Consider the following 15,829-nt stretch of genomic DNA (forward strand, 5'->3'; position numbering starts at 1 on the left):
CTATTTATTTGATGATGTTCTTGCCAAACCACTGCTCGGCGATCTTGGCGGCGGCGCCGTCAGCCTTCATGTCGGCCAGCGCCTTGTCCAGCTTGCCTTGCAGGTCGGTGTCGTCCTTGCGCACGCCCACGCCGTATTCCTCGGTGCCGAAGTTGTCGTCGAGCACGGCATAGTCGCCGGGCTTCTTGGCCACGTAGTAGCGGCCCACCACCTCGTCAACCACCACGGCCTCCAGGCGGCCGGTGGTCAGGTCCATCAGCGCGGTCACGTTGTCGCCGAAGGTCTTGAGTTCCTTGAACGACTTGAAGACGGCGTCTTCCTTCTTGATCGCGTCCACGGCGCTGGAGCCTTCCTGCGCGCCGACGACCTTTCCGGCCAGGTCGGCCTTGGCCTTGATGGCGGAATTGGCGGGCACCACGATGATCTGGTGGTTCTCCATGTAGGGCGCGGTGAAGGCGATGTTCTGCTTGCGCTCCTCGGTGATGGTCAGGCCGTTCCACAGCGCGTCCACGCGCTTGCCCGACAGCTCGGCTTCCTTGGCGCTCCAGTCGATGGGCTTGAATTCGACCTCCAGGCCCAGGCGCTTGGCGGCCTCTTTGGCCATGTCGATGTCGAAGCCCACCAGTTCGTTCTTCTCGTCGCGGAAGCCCATGGGCGGGAAGTTGTCGTCCAGGCCGACCACTATTCTTGTCACAGCCGCGACCGGTGCGGGTGCGGGCTCGGCGGCGGCGGGGGCGCTCTCCTGCTTGGAGCAGGCGGCCAGCAGGGCGCCCAGGGACAGCAGGGCGACGGCGGCGATCTTCTTCATGGCGATGCGGTTCTCGAAAGGTTAGGAAAAACCCTGGATTTTCCCACCGATGCGGCCGCATTCCCCGGTTTCAAGCCAAATCGGCCTCCAGCGCTTTTCCAGCAAGCGCAAGCAGCTATCAATTAAGAAGCGCCATATAGCCCACGCAGGGGCATGTGCAGCGCCACGGTGGTCGAGCTGCCCCGCGAATCCACGGCCAGCCGTGCGCCCAGGCGCTGGGCGCGGGCCTGCATGCTGCGCAGGCCGGTGCCGCCGGGCGGAGGCGGCGCGCCCGCTGCGCTGGACTCCAGGCCCACGCCGTTGTCGTGGACTGCCAGCCGCAGGTGCCCGCCCTCTTCACGAACCAGGACCACATCCACGCGGGTGGCACGGCTGTGTTTGAAGACATTGGTCAGCGCCTCCTGCAGGATGCGCAGCACGTCCAGGCTCTGGGTTGCGTCCAGCTGCACCGCGTCCAGGCCGGCGACCCGCCAGTGCGCCTCGATGCCGTGCAGTTCGAACAGCTGGCTCATGCGATAGCGCAGCGGCGCGAGCAGGTCGGCCAGCGACAGCTCGCCGTGGTGCTGCGCCGAAGCGGTGTCGATGATGAGCCGCAGGTCGTCGCGCATGGTGCGCAGCATGTCCAGCACCTGCTGCGGCGGCAGCGGGGCGCGGGTGCGCTCCAGGGTGTTGATGTTGCCGATCAGCATGCCGCCCAGGCCGTCGTGCAGGTCGTGCGCGAGGTTGACGCGCTCGCCCAGCCGCGCGTGCAGCAGCTCCAGCGCGTGCTGGCGGGCCAGCGAGGCCTCCAGCTCGGCCCGCGCAGCGGCGACGCTGTGGTGCATCTCGTCGTTGAAGCGCTCGATGCGCCGGGTGTTGGCGACGAACGTCCAGGCCAGCGTGAGCGCCATGCCGATGGTGGTGGGCCAGGCGGTATAGGACGCGAGGTAGAAGTTGCTGTCGATGAGGTCCGAGAACACCAGCAGGTCATGCACCGTCGCCAGCGCATTGGCGGCCATGGCGGCCGACAGCAGGCGCTGCGCCAGACTGCCGCGCCAGGCCAGGAACAGGAACACGACCGCCGTGGCGACGACCAGCGCCGACGAGGCCCAGGCGAGCGTGTGGCGCACGGCCTTCATGTACTCATGGGGTGCGAGCAGCACCGCCGCGCAGGCGCCGGAGAGCAGCAGCCACAGCATGGCCTCGCGGCGCGGCCAGCGCCGGCCCATGAAGCGCAGCACGAACATGGCGCCGCAACCGTGGTAGAGCACGTAGGCCGCCGTGGTGGCCGCGGCGTAGGCATCGGTGTGCGGGAAGGGCCAGGTGCTGGTGTTGACGAAGTTCACCGTGAAGCCCACCCACGCGGCCTGCCGCGCGGCATACCAGCCATAGGCGGACTCTTGCCGGCGCATCAGCCACAGCGCGAGGAAGAAGCAGCCCAGCGTGGCGCCGATGCCCAGGTGCAGCCAGTTCATGTCCTCCCGTGCCAGCTGGCTCGCACGCTGGGCGGCACGCAGCGGCCCGGGTTCGCCGATCTCCACCGGCCCCAGCGCGGGCTGGTAGGCCGCGTAGCCGCTCACGCGGATCAGCAGCTCGTTGCGCCCGGTGTGCAAGAGCGGCGCGGGCAGCAGCAGGAAGCGCGGCCGGTTCCAGGCGCGCGAGAGCGGCTCCACCAGGCTTTCGTCGCGATCCAGCTCCACGCCGTTGACCGAGATGGCGCCCGCCGACATGACGTAGTGCACGTACAGCCCCAGCGTCTGCGGCGCGCCGGCGATGTCCCAGCGCAGCCGGTACCACACCACGCCGTTGTGGCCGGGCCAGTGCGCGCTCCAGTCGCTGGGCACTTGCACCGGCAGCCAGCCGGATGCGGGCGGCCGCTCGTCCAGCCAACCCGAGGGCGCGGCCTCCACCGTGCCCGGCCAGGCCGTTGGCGTGTCCGCTTGCGCGCGCGAAGCCAGGCAGGCCAGCAGCAGGATCAGCGCAGCAAGCCATGCTCGCGCGCGCGGCGCACCGCCTGCGTGCGCGAGCTGACGGCCAGCTTGTCGTAGATGTGCCGGATGTGCGAATCGATGGTCCATCGGGAAAGGTTCAGGCATTCGGCCATCTCGCGGTTGCTCATGCCCGCGGCCACGTGGTCGAGGATCTGCCGCTCTCGGTCGGTCAGGGCGTCGTTCAGCGCGTTGGGCAGCGCGGGATCGGGGCCGGGCGCCCGTGCGTGCGGGCGGCCCGCCAGGTCCAGGATGCGCCGGGCGATGAAGGGGTCGATGGGCGCGCCGCCCTTGAGCACGTTCTTGACCGACAGGGCGATCTCCACGTCCTCGCGCTCCTTGAGCACGTAGCCGTTGGCGCCCGCGCGCAGCGCGCCCATCAGCATCTCCTCGGTGCTCCAGGCCGAGATCACCAGGATGGGCAGCGCCTCGGCGCGCTCGCGCAGCCAGGCGATCAGGTCGAGGCCGCTGCCATCGGGCAGCCCCAGATCGACCAGGGCCATGGCCCACGCTGGTTCACCCGCCGCCAGCTCCCGCCCCTGCGCCACCGAATCGGCCTGCCGCAGCCGCTCCGGCGCGATGCCGATGGAGCCCAGCACCTCGGCCAGCCGCGCGAGCATGGGCGGGTCGTCATCGACCATCAGGACGGGCAGCGGCGGGGCGGACATCGCGGCGATTGTCCCGCACGGCAGGCGCGGCGCCATCCCGCATTTACGTGATGCGCACCCGAACGCGCCTGGGAAGAATCAACTGTTACCAAAAGAACAGGAGCGCCATGTGACTTCCTTCCCCTTCGCGCGCTGGCTGGCCGGCGCCGCCGCAGCGCTGGGCTGCGCCGCGCCGCTGCTGGCGCAAGACTGCGCCAGCTTCAACAACTCCGTGACCGACTACATTCTGGGCGACGCCCAGGGCACGCCCGAGATGGCGATGCACTGGAAAAGCGGGCTGGTGTGGCAGCGCTGCCTGGCGGGCGAAACGTTCGACAACGACCAATGCACCGGCACGGCGCTGACGGCTTTCTGGAACGACTGGGCCGTCACCCACCAACGGCTGCCGCAGTCCTTCGCCAACCAGGAGGCGGGCGGCATCAGCGTGGACTTCGTGCAGAACCTGCTGGTCAGCGGCGACTGGCGCATGGCCTACATCCTGGAGTTCTACTCCCTCGCCTGCGAGGTGGACTACCTCCACCGCATCGTCAACCCGCTGGTGTTCCCCGTTCCGAACACCACGCGGGTCTGGACGGGCTCGCCCCATGACACGGTGCCGGATCAGGCACACACAATGACGCTCGACACCCTCGGCAACACCTCCAGCCGCGCGCGCACCACTTTGCTGAACACCCTGCTCGTGCGCGGCGGCCAGCCCTTCGCCCCCTTGCCGGTGCAGCCTGCCGCGCTGAACGGCCCCGCGAACGGCCCGCTCACCTTCGCCCCCGTCACGCTCGGTGCCAGCAATACCGCCGGCACGGCCTGGGGCGGCGCGCGCATCGACGACGGCGCATTCCAGATCGACGGCACCGGCCCCTGGCGCACCGAGGCCATCGTCCACAGCGGCCAGACCCTCACCGTGCGCCTGGACACCGGCGCGCCTGGCACCTCGCGCACGGCCACGCTCACCCTGCGCAGCGGCCTGACCACCGGCACCGCCACGGCGCGCGCGGGCAGCGAGGCCACGGCGGTGCGAACCACCGCCGCCCAGTTCACCGCCCACGCGGCACTGGCCGGAAGTTGCGGCGACGCCAGCGGCCCCGCCAGCGCCACGGCGCCCTCGGCCGATCTGTGCGCCACCGGCGCGGCCACCGGCGTGACCGGCATCGGCGGCGCATGGCGCTGGGGCTGCGACGGACTGCACGGCGGCGCCAGCACCACCGCCAATGCCTGCTTCGCCCCTTACGCCAGCCAAACCCTGAGCATCAGCGCCAACCCCGCGAGCATCACCGTGGGTAGCACCAGCGCCATCACCGCCAGCAGCACGGCGGCGGGCCTCGCGGTCACGCTCACGCCCAGCGGCGCCTGCACCTTGAACGGCAGCACCGCCACCGGCACGGCAGCGGGCCTGTGCGCCATCACCGCCAGCCAGCCGGGCACGGGCGACACGGGCGTCAGCCGCTATCTGCCTGCAAGCTCTACGCCCACCTACATCACCGTCACCCCGGCCCCGGTCAACGGCCAGTGCGGCACCGTGGCCGCCAGCGCTGCAGAACCGGCCACCGGCCTGTGCACCGCCGGCGCCGCCACGGGCGTGACCGGCAGCGGCGGCCAATGGCGCTGGGGCTGCAACGGCCTGCATGGCGGCGCCGACACCGCCCCCAATGCCTGCACAGCCCCCTACGCCAGCCAGACCCTGAGCATCAGCGCCAACCCCGCCGCCATCACCGTGAACGGCACCAGCGCCATTACCGCCAGCAGCACGGCGGCGGGCCTCGCGGTCACGCTCACGCCCAACAGCGCTTGCACCTTGAGCCGCAGCACTGCCCCCGCCACGGCCACCGGCACGGCGGCGGGCACCTGCACCATTACCGCCAGCCAGGCGGGCACGGGCGACGCAGGCGCATCCCGCTATCTGGCAGCCACCAGTGTGGCCACCCACATCACCGTCACCCCGGCCCCGGTCAACGGCCAGTGCGGCACGGCCAGCGGCGGCTTTTCCGCCAGCACCCCCACGGCCGGCCTGTGCAGCGCGGGCGACGCCACCGCCGTCACGGGCACCGGCCCGTGGAGCTGGTCTTGCACCGGCCAGCACGGCGGCAACGACAGCGCCATGTGCAGCGCCAGCCCGCGCTACACCAAAATCGCCAACAACGGCGCCGCGCTGCCCGCCAGCGCCACCCCGCCGGGCGCCGGGCCGGACGACTGGGCCTGCACCCAGGACAACCAAACGCACCGGATCTGGGAAGTCAAGACCACCAGCGGCCTGCGCGGCCAGAACCATTCCTACACCTGGTACAACGGTTCGGCCGGTTCTCAGAGCGGCGGCTACTGCCACACCCCGGGCCGCTGCGACACCGAGAAGTACACCCAGGACGTGAACGCGGCGGGCCTGTGCGGCGCCACCGACTGGCGCATGCCCACGGAAGGCGAACTGTGGGGCATCGTGGATGCAGCGCAGGGCGATCCCAAGATCGACCCCGGCTTTTTCCCCAACACGCCAGCGTCTTCGCATGCCTGGTCGAGTACCACTTATGGGGGAAGCAGCTCCCTGCTCATGTATTTCGGCACGCCTGAAGTCTTCAACGTCCCTCATGCCAACTTCTACCAAGTCCGCCTGGTGCGCGCCGGCCAGTCCTTGGCCCCCGTGGTGGCCGGCCTGGCCGTGCAGGGCATCACGCACGACAGCGCCACCGTGCAGGCCGCCAGCAGCCTCGCGGGCACCGGCTGGTGGTTGGTGCGGCCCAGCAGCAGCCTCGACCCCGCGCCGACCCCCACGCAGGTCAAGGCGAACGGCCAGGGCTTTGCCATGCCCACGGCAGGCACCCAGGCCAGCGGCTCCCTCACCGGTTTGAACGCCGGCATGGCTTACGACCTCTACCTGGTGGCCGAGGACGACACGTCGCACCAGTTGAGCGCGCCCGTGCAGAGAGTGCAGTTCACCACCCTCGCCGCGCCCGTCAACGGCGCCTGCGGCAGCAGCCACGGCGGCACGTTCACCAGCAAGCCCGCCACCGGCCTGTGCAGCCCCGGCAGCGCCATCAACGAAACCGGCACCGGCCCGTGGAGCTGGACTTGCCAAGGAAACCATGGCGGCAGCGACTCTGCCGTTTGCACGGCCCACCTGCAAACCTGGGCGGTGACGGCCAGCGCCAGCCCGGCGCAAGGCGGCACGGCCGCCTGCACCCCCGCCGCCGTAGCCCATGGCGGCAGCGCCTCCTGCACGGCCACGCCCGAGCCCGGCTACCGCTTCGACCACTGGACGGGCCATTGCAGCGGCGCCGGCGCCTGCGAGCTGAGTAACGTGACCGGCCCGCGCAGCGTGTCCGCGCAGTTCAGCGCCATCCCCGCACCCGCCGCGCCGCAGATCGACCCGGCCAGCGGCGGCACCACCGGCGCCGCGCGGCCCGCCATCAGCGGCAGCGCCGAGCCGGGCAGCACGGTGGAGGTGTTCAGCGGCGCCACGTCGCTGGGCACCGCCACGGCGGACGCGATGACGGGCGCATGGAGCCTGACGCCCTCCGCCCCCTTGCACACCGGCCCGCACACCCTCACCGCCACGGCCACCAACGCGGGCGGCACATCGCCCGCCAGCGCGCCGCTGGCGCTGGACGTGGCGCTGTTCGACGCGCCAGCGGGCGGCCCGCGCGTCACCATCACCAGCAGCATCAACGGCTGCGTGCTGGGCACGCCGCCCGCCTTCGCGCCCGCCGACCTGGCCGGCGTCCCCATGGGCGCCACCGCCCCGCTGGGCGCGCTGGCCTTCACCGCCACGCAGTGCGCGAACGGCACGCTGACGGTGCAGATCGCCTACCCCAGCGGCAGCCTGGCGGGCCTGGCGCCCTACAAGTGGGGCCCCGCCAGCCAGGGCGCCACGCCCGGCTGGTTCCCCCACGGCACGGTGAGCGGCGACGTGGTGACCTATGCCGTGACCGACGACGGCACGGGCGACGGCGACACCGCCAGCGGCGCCATCTCCGACCCTCACGCCATGCTGCTGCTGGCCGCGCCGGGCGCGCACGCCATCCCCGCGCTGGGCGGCGGAGCGATGGCCTTGCTCTCGCTGCTGGCCGCCGCGCTGGGGGCCGTGGGGCTGCGCAAGCGTTTTTAGATCAATTTCCCATCCAGCCCTTATCCAGAAAGCGCAAGCAGCTATCAATTCAGGAGAATCATGAACCACACCCACGTTTACTGCGCAGCCCTGCTGGCCTGCGCGCTGGCGCCCTGGGCGCAGGCAGGCACCATCGCCACCGTGGCGGGCACGGGCGTGGAAGGCGCCGGAGCCGACGGCCCGGCCACCGCGTCGGCCCTGGGCTACATCACCCGGCTGGCGGCGGACGAGCAGGGGCGTGTGTACATCGCCGATTCCACCAACGGCCGCGTGCGCCGGCTCGACGGCGGCAACCTCACCACCGTGGCCAGCGGCTTCAACCTAGTGGAGGGGCTGGCCGTGGGCGAAGGCAAGGTCTACGTGGCCACCGGCCACGAGAGGAAGGTGCTGCGCTTCGACCTCGCCCGCCCGGCCATCCCGGCGCAGGTGCTGGCCAACACCCCGGGCGATGCCTACGGACTGGCGCTGGTGCCCGGCGTCACCGGCACCCTGCTCTTCAGCGCGAACGGCGACCACATCGGCAGCATCGCGCTACCCAACGGAACACTCTCCAACTTCGACAACCTGCATGGGCCTTCGGGCATCTCCTACACGCGAGGCATGCTCGACTCCCTGTACATCGCCGAGCGGGGGGCGCACCAGATCCGGACAGCAGCCATCCTCCCTCACGGGCTCCTCACCGCATCCAGCCTCGTCGCGGGCGACGGCTCCGCGGGCTTCGGCGGCGACGGAGGCCCGGCCGCCGAGGCCCAGCTGAACGAGCCCGCCGACGTCGTCGCCGACAGGGTGGGCAACCTCTACATCGCCGACCTGGGCAACCACCGCGTGCGGCGCATCGACGGCCTGGGGCTGATCGAGACCATCGCGGGCACGGGTGACTGGAACGACGGATCCGGCACGCCCGTGGGCGACGGCGGCCCCGCCACGGCGGCCATCGTGTCCGACCCCAACGGCCTGCTGTCCGTGGGCGACCACACGCTCTACGTGGCCGAGAACACCGGCCACCGCGTGCGCCGGATCACCTTCGACCCGCCCGCCGCGCCCACGCAAGTGCAGGCCACGATCCTCAACGACCGTGCCATCGTCGCGTGGGAGCACGACGGCGACAAGGCCACCGGCTTCACCGCCGCCGCCTACACCGGCGGCAGCACCCCTGGCCTGCTGTGCCATGCACCGGCGGGCGAGCGGCACTGCACCATCGACGGGCTGGCGGGCGGCTCCCACTATGGATTTCGCGTGCTGGCACGCAACGGCGCCGACGTGAGCCCGGCCGCCTGGTCGGCCGGCTACCCGACGCCCACGCCGCTGACCGAGGCCGACGTGGACCTGGACGGCACCGGCGGCGCCCAAGCCCGCGTCAGCATCGGCAAATCTCCGGCCAGCACCTGCAGCACCGTGCGCGGCCTGGAATTCACCGCCACGCCGCCCGGCGCGCCCGCCAGCGCGCCGCTGGGCGTGCTGCGCTTCAAGGCCGAGGACTGCAATGCAGGCAGCCACATCACCGTGCGCATCGACTACCCGCCGGGCAGCCTGGCCGGCCTGTACCCATGGAAGTACGGCCCGCGCATGGCGGGCGGCCAGCCAGAGTGGTTCCGCTGGGGCACGGTCCACGGCGACACGGTGTACTACACCGTGTCGAACGACGGCATCGGCGACAGCGCCCCGAACGACGCCAGCACCATCGAAGACCCCCACGCCATGCTGCCCCTGGCCGCCCTGCCGCCCGCACCCGGCCCCGGCGGCGCGGTGCGGCCCGTTCCCGTGCTGTCGGCCTGGGGCGTGACGCTGCTGTCGGCCCTGGCGACGCTATTGGGGCTGCGGCGCAGGGTTTGAGGTGTTTTCGGCCTCCAGCGCTTGACAGGCAAGCGCAAGCAGCTATCAAAACAAAAGCAAACGGCGCCACGCGGCGCCGTTGGTTTTTGACGGGCGGATGGATCAGCGCGGCAGGTCGGAATACCCCATGAGGAACTCGTCCACCGCGCGCGCCGCCTGCCGCCCCTCGCGGATGGCCCAGACCACCAGCGACTGGCCCCGGCGCATGTCGCCCGCCGCGAAGACCTTGGGCACGCTGGTGGCGTAGCCGCCGTCGAAGTCGGTCGTGGCCTTGGCGTTGCCGCGCGCGTCCTTGTCGATGCCGAAGGCGTCGAGCACGGCGGCCACGGGGCTGACGAAGCCCATGGCGAGCAGCACGAGGTCGGCCTGGTATTCCTTCTCGCTGCCGGGCACTTCGACGAACTTGCCGTCCTTGAACTCGACGTGCACGGTCTTCAGGCCCGTGACCTTCTTGCCGTCGCCGATGAATTCCTTGGTGGCGATGGCGAACTCGCGCTCGCAGCCTTCCTCGTGGCTGGAACTCGTGCGCAGCTTGGTGGGCCAGTAGGGCCACACCAGGGGCTTGTTCTCCTGCTCGGGCGGCATGGGCATCAGCTCGAACTGGGTGACGCTCACGGCGCCGTGGCGGTTGCTGGTGCCCACGCAGTCGCTGCCGGTGTCGCCGCCGCCGATGACGATGACGTGCTTGCCGTCGGCGCGCAGCTGGCCCTTGAGCTTGTCGCCCGCGTTGACCTTGTTCTGCTGCGGCAGGAATTCCATGGCGAAGTGGATGCCGTCGAGGTCGCGGCCGGGCACGGGCAGGTCGCGCGAGGCTTCAGCGCCGCCGGTGAGCAGCACGGCATCGAAGTCCTTCTGGAACTGCTCGGGTGTGACCGTTTCCTTGGCCCAGTTGGTGACCTTGCTGCCCTTGCCCAGGCCGTCCTTGCCCGCCACCAGCACGCCGGTGCGGATGACCACGCCTTCGGCCACCAGTTGCTCCGCGCGGCGGTCGATGTGCGACTTCTCCATCTTGAAGTCGGGGATGCCGTAGCGCAGCAGGCCGCCCACGCGGTCGTTCTTCTCGAACAGCGTCACGTCGTGGCCCGCGCGCGCCAGTTGCTGCGCCGCCGCCAGGCCAGCGGGCCCGGCGCCGACCACGGCAACCTTCTTGCCGGTCTTGTGCTTCGCAGGCAGGGGCGTGACCCAGCCCTCTTCCCACGCGCGGTCGATGATGGCGTGCTCGATGCTCTTGATGCCCACGGCATCGTCGTTGATGTTGAGCGTGCATGCGGCCTCGCAGGGCGCGGGGCAGATGCGGCCGGTGAACTCGGGGAAGTTGTTGGTGCTGTGCAGCACCGCGATGGCGCTCTTCCAGTCCTGGTGGTAAACGAGGTCGTTGAAGTCCGGGATGATGTTGTTCACCGGGCAGCCGTTGTTGCAGAACGGCGTGCCGCAGTCCATGCAGCGCGCGCCCTGGATCCTGGCCTGCGCGTCATCGAGGCCGATGACGAACTCCTTGTAGTGCTTGAGGCGCTCGCCGACGGGCTTGTAGCCCTCCTCGATGCGCTCGTATTCCATGAAACCCGTGGTCTTGCCCATGATCGTGGTCCTTTTGTTCTTGTGTTACTTGGCCGGGACTGCTGCTTCTTTGGTAGCTGCTACCGCAGGCGTGGTCGGCTCTTCGAGCACTTTGCGTTCATACATCTCGGAGAGAGCGCGCTTGTACTCGGTCGGGAAGACCTTGACGAATTTGGCGCGCGATGCCGCCCAGTTGTCGAGGATCTCGCGCGCGCGCTGGCTGCCCGTCCAGCGGCTGTGGTCTTCGAGCAGCTTCTTGAGCTGCGCCTCGTCGGTCTGGTCGCAGTGCCAGGTGCCGCGGCTCACCGAGGCGATCTGCTCGTCGGCGGGCAGGATGCGCTCCAGCGTCACCATCGAGAGGTTGCAGCGCGAGTCGAAGCGGCCGTCTTCGTCATACACGTAGGCCACGCCGCCGCTCATGCCGGCGGCGAAGTTGCGGCCGGTCTTGCCGAGCACGACCACGGTGCCGCCGGTCATGTATTCGCAGCCGTGGTCGCCCACGCCCTCGACCACCGCCGTGGCGCCCGACAGGCGCACCGCGAAGCGCTCGCCCGCCACGCCGGCGAAGAACGCCTCGCCGCGCGTGGCGCCGAACATCACCGTGTTGCCCACGATGGTGTTGGCCACCGATTCGCCGCGGAATTCATGGCTGGGCCGCACCACCACACGGCCGCCCGAGAGGCCCTTGCCGGTGTAGTCGTTGGCCTCGCCGCTCACGGTGAGGGTAATGCCCTTGCACAGGAACGCGCCGAACGACTGGCCGCCCGTGCCCTCGAAGTGGATGCGGATGGTGTCGTCGGGCAGGCCCTCGGGGTGCGCCTTGGTCACGGCGCCCGAGAGCATCGCGCCCACGGAGCGGTTCACGTTGCGCGCCACTTCCATCAGGCGCACGGTCTCGCCGTGCTGGATGGCGGGCTGGCAGCGCTCGATGAGCTTCACGTCCAGCGCCTTGTCGAGCTTGTGGTCCTGCGTTTCGACGTGGAAGCGCGGCACGTCGGCAGGCACCTGGGGCTGAGCGAACAGGCGGCTGAAATCGAGCCCCTGCGCCTTCCAGTGCGCGAGTCCCTTGCGCGTGTCGAGCAGGTCGGTGCGGCCGATCAACTCGTTGAAGCTGCGCACGCCGAGCTGGGCCATGATCTGGCGCACTTCCTCGGCGATGAAGAAGAAGTAGTTGACGACGTGCTCGGGCTTGCCGGTGAACTTGGCGCGCAGCACCGGGTCTTGCGTGGCCACGCCCACGGGGCAGGTGTTGAGGTGGCACTTGCGCATCATGATGCAGCCCTCGACCACCAGCGGCGCGGTGGCGAAGCCGAATTCGTCCGCACCCAGCAGCGCGCCGATGACCACGTCGCGGCCGGTCTTCATCTGCCCGTCGGCCTGCACGCGGATGCGGCCGCGCAGGCGGTTGAGCACCAGGGTCTGCTGGGTTTCGGCGAGGCCGATTTCCCACGGGCTGCCCGCGTGCTTGATGGACGACCAGGGCGATGCGCCCGTGCCGCCGTCATGGCCCGCGATCACCACGTGGTCGCTCTTGCACTTGGCGACGCCGGCCGCGATGGTGCCCACGCCGACTTCGGAGACGAGCTTGACCGAGATGTCGGCATGCGGCGCGACGTTCTTCAGGTCGTGGATGAGCTGCGCCAGATCCTCGATCGAATAGATGTCGTGGTGCGGCGGCGGGCTGATGAGGCCCACGCCCGGCACCGAGTAGCGCTGCATGCCGATGTATTCCGACACCTTGCCACCCGGCAGTTGGCCACCCTCGCCGGGCTTGGCGCCCTGGGCCATTTTGATCTGGATCTGGTCGGACGAGACGAGGTATTCCGCCGTCACCCCGAAGCGGCCCGAGGCCACCTGCTTGATCTTGGAGCGCAGGCTGTCGCCATCGCGCAGTTCGATGTCGGATTCGACCTGCGCCTTGCCGATGACAGAGGCCAGCGTCTCGCCCTGCTGGATCGGGATGCCCTTCAGTTCGTTGCGGTAGCGCTTCGGGTCTTCGCCGCCCTCGCCCGTGTTGCTCTTGCCGCCGATGCGGTTCATGGCGACGGCCAGCGTGGCGTGCGCCTCGGTGGAAATCGACCCGAGCGACATGGCGCCGGTGGCGAAGCGCTTGACGATTTCGCTCGCGGGCTCGACCTCCTCCACGGGGATGGCCTTGGCCGGGTCGAACTTGAACTCGAACAGGCCGCGCAGCGTCATGTGGCGGCGGCTCTGGTCGTTGATGATCTGGGCGTATTCCTTGTAGGTGCCCCAGCTGTTGGAGCGCGTGCTGTGCTGCAGCTTGGCGATGGCGTCGGGCGACCACATGTGTTCCTCGCCGCGCGCGCGCCAGGCGTATTCGCCGCCCGCGTCGAGCATGGTGGCCAGCACCGGGTCGTCGCCGAATGCGGCCACGTGGGTGCGGATGGCTTCCTCGGCGATCTCGAACACGCCGATGCCCTCCACGCGGCTGGCGGTGCCGGTGAAGTACTTGTTGACCGTGTCGCTGTTCAGGCCCACGCACTCGAAGAGCTGCGCGCCGCAGTAGCTCATGTAGGTGGACACGCCCATCTTGGACATGATCTTCGAGAGGCCCTTGCCCACCGCCTTGATGTAGTTGTAGATGGCCTTGTCGGCGCTGAGGTCGCCCGACAGATCCTTGTGCATCTCGGCCAGCGTCTCCAGCGCGAGGTAGGGGTGCACCGCCTCGGCTCCGTAGCCCGCGAGCACGGCGAAGTGGTGCACCTCGCGCGCCGTGCCGGTCTCCACCACCAGGCCCGCCGTGGTGCGCAGCCCTTCGCGCACCAGGTGCTGGTGGATGGCCGAGAGCGCCAGCAGCGCGGGAATGGCGACCTGCGTGGCCGACAGGTTGCGGTCGCTGATGATGAGGATGTTGGCCCCCCCTTGATCTCATCGACGGCCTGCGCGCAGAGCGACGCCAGCTTGGCTTCCACGCCCTGCTTGCCCCAGTCCAGCGGGTAGGTGATGTCGATGGTCGCGCTCTTGAACTTGCCGTGCGTGTATTTCTCGATCTCGCGCAGCTTGGCCATTCCGTGGAAGTCGAGCACCGGCTGGTGCAGCTCCAGCCGCATGGGTGGGTTGACCTGGTTGATGTCCAGCAGGTTGGGCTTGGGGCCGACGAAGCTGACCAGCGACATGACGATGGCCTCGCGGATCGGGTCGATGGGCGGGTTCGTCACCTGGGCGAACATCTGGCGGAAGTAGTTGTAGAGCGGCTTGTTCTTGCTCGACAGCACCGCCAGCGGGCTGTCGTTGCCCATCGAGCCGATGCCCTCCTCGCCGTTCTTCGCCATCGGCGCGAGCAGGAACTTGATGTCCTCCTGCGTGAAGCCGAACGCCTGCTGGCGGTCCAGCAGCGGCAGGCCGGATGCGGGCAGCAGCGCATCGGCGGACTTCACGTCATCGAGCTTGATGCGCAGGTTCTCGATCCACTGCTTGTAGGGCTTGGTGTTGACGACATTGGCCTTGAGCTCGTCGTCCTCGATCAGGCGGCCCTGCTCCAGGTCGATCAGCAGCATCTTGCCGGGCTGCAGGCGCCACTTGCGGCGGATCTTGCCGTCGGGCACGGGCAGCACGCCGGCTTCGGATGCCAGGATGACCAGATCGTCTTCGGTCACCACGTAGCGCGAGGGGCGCAGGCCGTTGCGGTCCAGCGTGGCGCCGATCTGGCGGCCGTCGGTGAACACGATGGAGGCCGGGCCGTCCCACGGCTCGATCATCGCGGCGTGGTACTCGTAGAACGCGCGGCGGCGCTCGTCCATCGACTCGTGCTGCTCCCAGGGCTCGGGGATCATCATCATCACGGCCTGGCTGATGGGGTAGCCAGCCATGGTCAGCAGTTCCAGGCAGTTGTCGAACGTGGCCGTGTCGGACTGGCCCGCGAAGCTGATGGGGTAGAGCTTCTTCAGGTCCTCGCCCAGCACGGGCGAGGCCATCACGCCCTCGCGCGCCAACATCCAGTTGTAGTTGCCGCGCACGGTGTTGATCTCGCCGTTGTGCGCCACGTAGCGGTAGGGGTGGGCCAGCGGCCACTCGGGGAAGGTGTTGGTGGAGAAGCGCTGGTGCACGAGGCCGATGGCCGAGACGCAGCGCTCGTCGGACAGGTCCTTGTAATAGACGCCCACCTGGTCGGCCAGCAGCAGGCCCTTGTAGACCACCGTGCGGCTGCTCATGCTCGGCACGTAGTATTCCTTGCTGTGCTTGAGCTTGAGCGCCTGGATGTTGGCGCTGGCCGTCTTGCGGATCACGTAGAGCTTGCGCTCCAGCGCGTCCTGCACGATCACGTCGGCGCCGCGGCCGATGAAGACCTGGCGCAGTACGGGCTCCTTCTCCTGCACGGTGGGCGACATGGGCATGTCGCGGTTCACCGGCACGTCGCGCCAGCCCAGCAGCACCTGGCCCTCGGCCTTGATGGCGCGCTCCATCTCCTGCTCGCAGGCGAGGCGGCTCGCATGCTCCTTGGGCAGGAAGATCATGCCCACGCCGTACTCGCCGGCCGGGGGCAGCTCCACGCCCTGCTTGGCCATCTCTTCGCGGTAGAGCTGGTCGGGGATCTGGATCAGGATGCCCGCGCCGTCGCCCATGAGCTTGTCGGCCCCCACGGCGCCGCGGTGGTCGAGGTTCTCCAGGATCTTGAGCGCGCCGGTCACGATGTCGTGCCGCTTCACACCCTTGATGTGGGCCACGAAGCCCAGGCCGCAGGCGTCGTGTTCATTGCTGGACGCGTACAGGCCGTGTTGTTGCAGGTGCTGGATCTCGGCTGCCTTGGTCATGGCGCACTTCCTCAAATATTTCGCAGGGAGCGCAAGAGTAGTGCAGCGCAACAAGGAGATGCAAGCAGTTTAATTGGGGTCAGATACCAATAAAAAACCGCACAGTTTTGGTGCTATTTTTTTGGGGACACATC

The 15,829-nt window shown here is 69.3% G+C and carries 6 protein-coding genes and 1 pseudogene; 2 read left to right on the forward strand and 5 right to left on the reverse strand.

Features of this window, described 5'->3' with window-relative positions; genetic code table 11:
* Positions 1–4: 4 nt before the first annotated feature.
* From AAG689_RS17295 to AAG689_RS17305, 3 genes are all read right to left on the reverse strand, one after another.
* Positions 5–808, reverse strand: a complete 804-nt coding sequence (locus AAG689_RS17295) for an amino acid ABC transporter substrate-binding protein (protein ID WP_406623030.1) — start codon at positions 806–808, stop codon at positions 5–7.
* 122 nt (positions 809–930) lie between these two features.
* The gene (locus tag AAG689_RS17300) at positions 931–2,865 is read right to left on the reverse strand and encodes a 7TM diverse intracellular signaling domain-containing protein (RefSeq protein ID WP_406626363.1); all 1,935 of its coding nucleotides are present in this window, start codon (positions 2,863–2,865) and stop codon (positions 931–933) included.
* A complete protein-coding gene (locus AAG689_RS17305) occupies positions 2,763–3,443 on the reverse strand; it encodes a response regulator transcription factor (RefSeq protein WP_406623031.1) in 681 nt (226 codons plus the stop codon). The genes AAG689_RS17300 and AAG689_RS17305 overlap by 103 nt, the downstream gene beginning before the upstream one ends.
* A 109-nt stretch (positions 3,444–3,552) precedes the next feature.
* Between AAG689_RS17305 and AAG689_RS17310 the strand changes: the two genes are divergently transcribed.
* Together AAG689_RS17310 and AAG689_RS17315 are read left to right on the forward strand one after the other, a co-directional pair.
* Positions 3,553–7,533, forward strand: coding sequence for a DUF1566 domain-containing protein (locus AAG689_RS17310; RefSeq protein WP_406623032.1), 3,981 nt, complete (start codon positions 3,553–3,555; stop codon positions 7,531–7,533).
* Between the two features lie 60 nt (positions 7,534–7,593).
* Complete coding sequence (locus AAG689_RS17315; protein ID WP_406623033.1) at positions 7,594–9,366, forward strand: choice-of-anchor U domain-containing protein; 1,773 nt, start codon at positions 7,594–7,596, stop codon at positions 9,364–9,366.
* Positions 9,367–9,468: 102 nt separating this feature from the next.
* Here the strand turns inward: AAG689_RS17315 and AAG689_RS17320 are convergent, their stop codons facing one another.
* Together AAG689_RS17320 and AAG689_RS17325 are read right to left on the reverse strand one after the other, a co-directional pair.
* Positions 9,469–10,944: a glutamate synthase subunit beta gene (locus AAG689_RS17320; RefSeq protein ID WP_406623034.1), complete on the reverse strand. Its 1,476-nt coding sequence runs from the start codon at positions 10,942–10,944 to the stop codon at positions 9,469–9,471.
* Positions 10,945–10,968: 24 nt separating this feature from the next.
* Positions 10,969–15,695, reverse strand: a pseudogene (locus AAG689_RS17325) (glutamate synthase-related protein).
* Positions 15,696–15,829: the final 134 nt, after the last annotated feature.

Origin of the sequence: Acidovorax sp. SDU_ACID1 (genome assembly GCF_045291395.1) — a bacterium.
GTDB lineage: Bacteria > Pseudomonadota > Gammaproteobacteria > Burkholderiales > Burkholderiaceae_C > MR-S7.

What these genes read in the sequence shown, in the direction of transcription:
- AAG689_RS17295 (WP_406623030.1), bottom strand. Translation starts at nt 808, where the DNA reads ATGAAGAAGATCGCCGCCGTCGCCCTGCTGTCCCTGGGCGCCCTGCTG.
- AAG689_RS17300 (WP_406626363.1), bottom strand. Translation starts at nt 2,865, where the DNA reads ATGGACCATCGATTCGCACATCCGGCACATCTACGACAAGCTGGCCGT.
- AAG689_RS17305 (WP_406623031.1), bottom strand. Translation starts at nt 3,443, where the DNA reads ATGTCCGCCCCGCCGCTGCCCGTCCTGATGGTCGATGACGACCCGCCC.
- AAG689_RS17315 (WP_406623033.1), top strand. Translation starts at nt 7,594, where the DNA reads ATGAACCACACCCACGTTTACTGCGCAGCCCTGCTGGCCTGCGCGCTG.
- AAG689_RS17320 (WP_406623034.1), bottom strand. Translation starts at nt 10,944, where the DNA reads ATGGGCAAGACCACGGGTTTCATGGAATACGAGCGCATCGAGGAGGGC.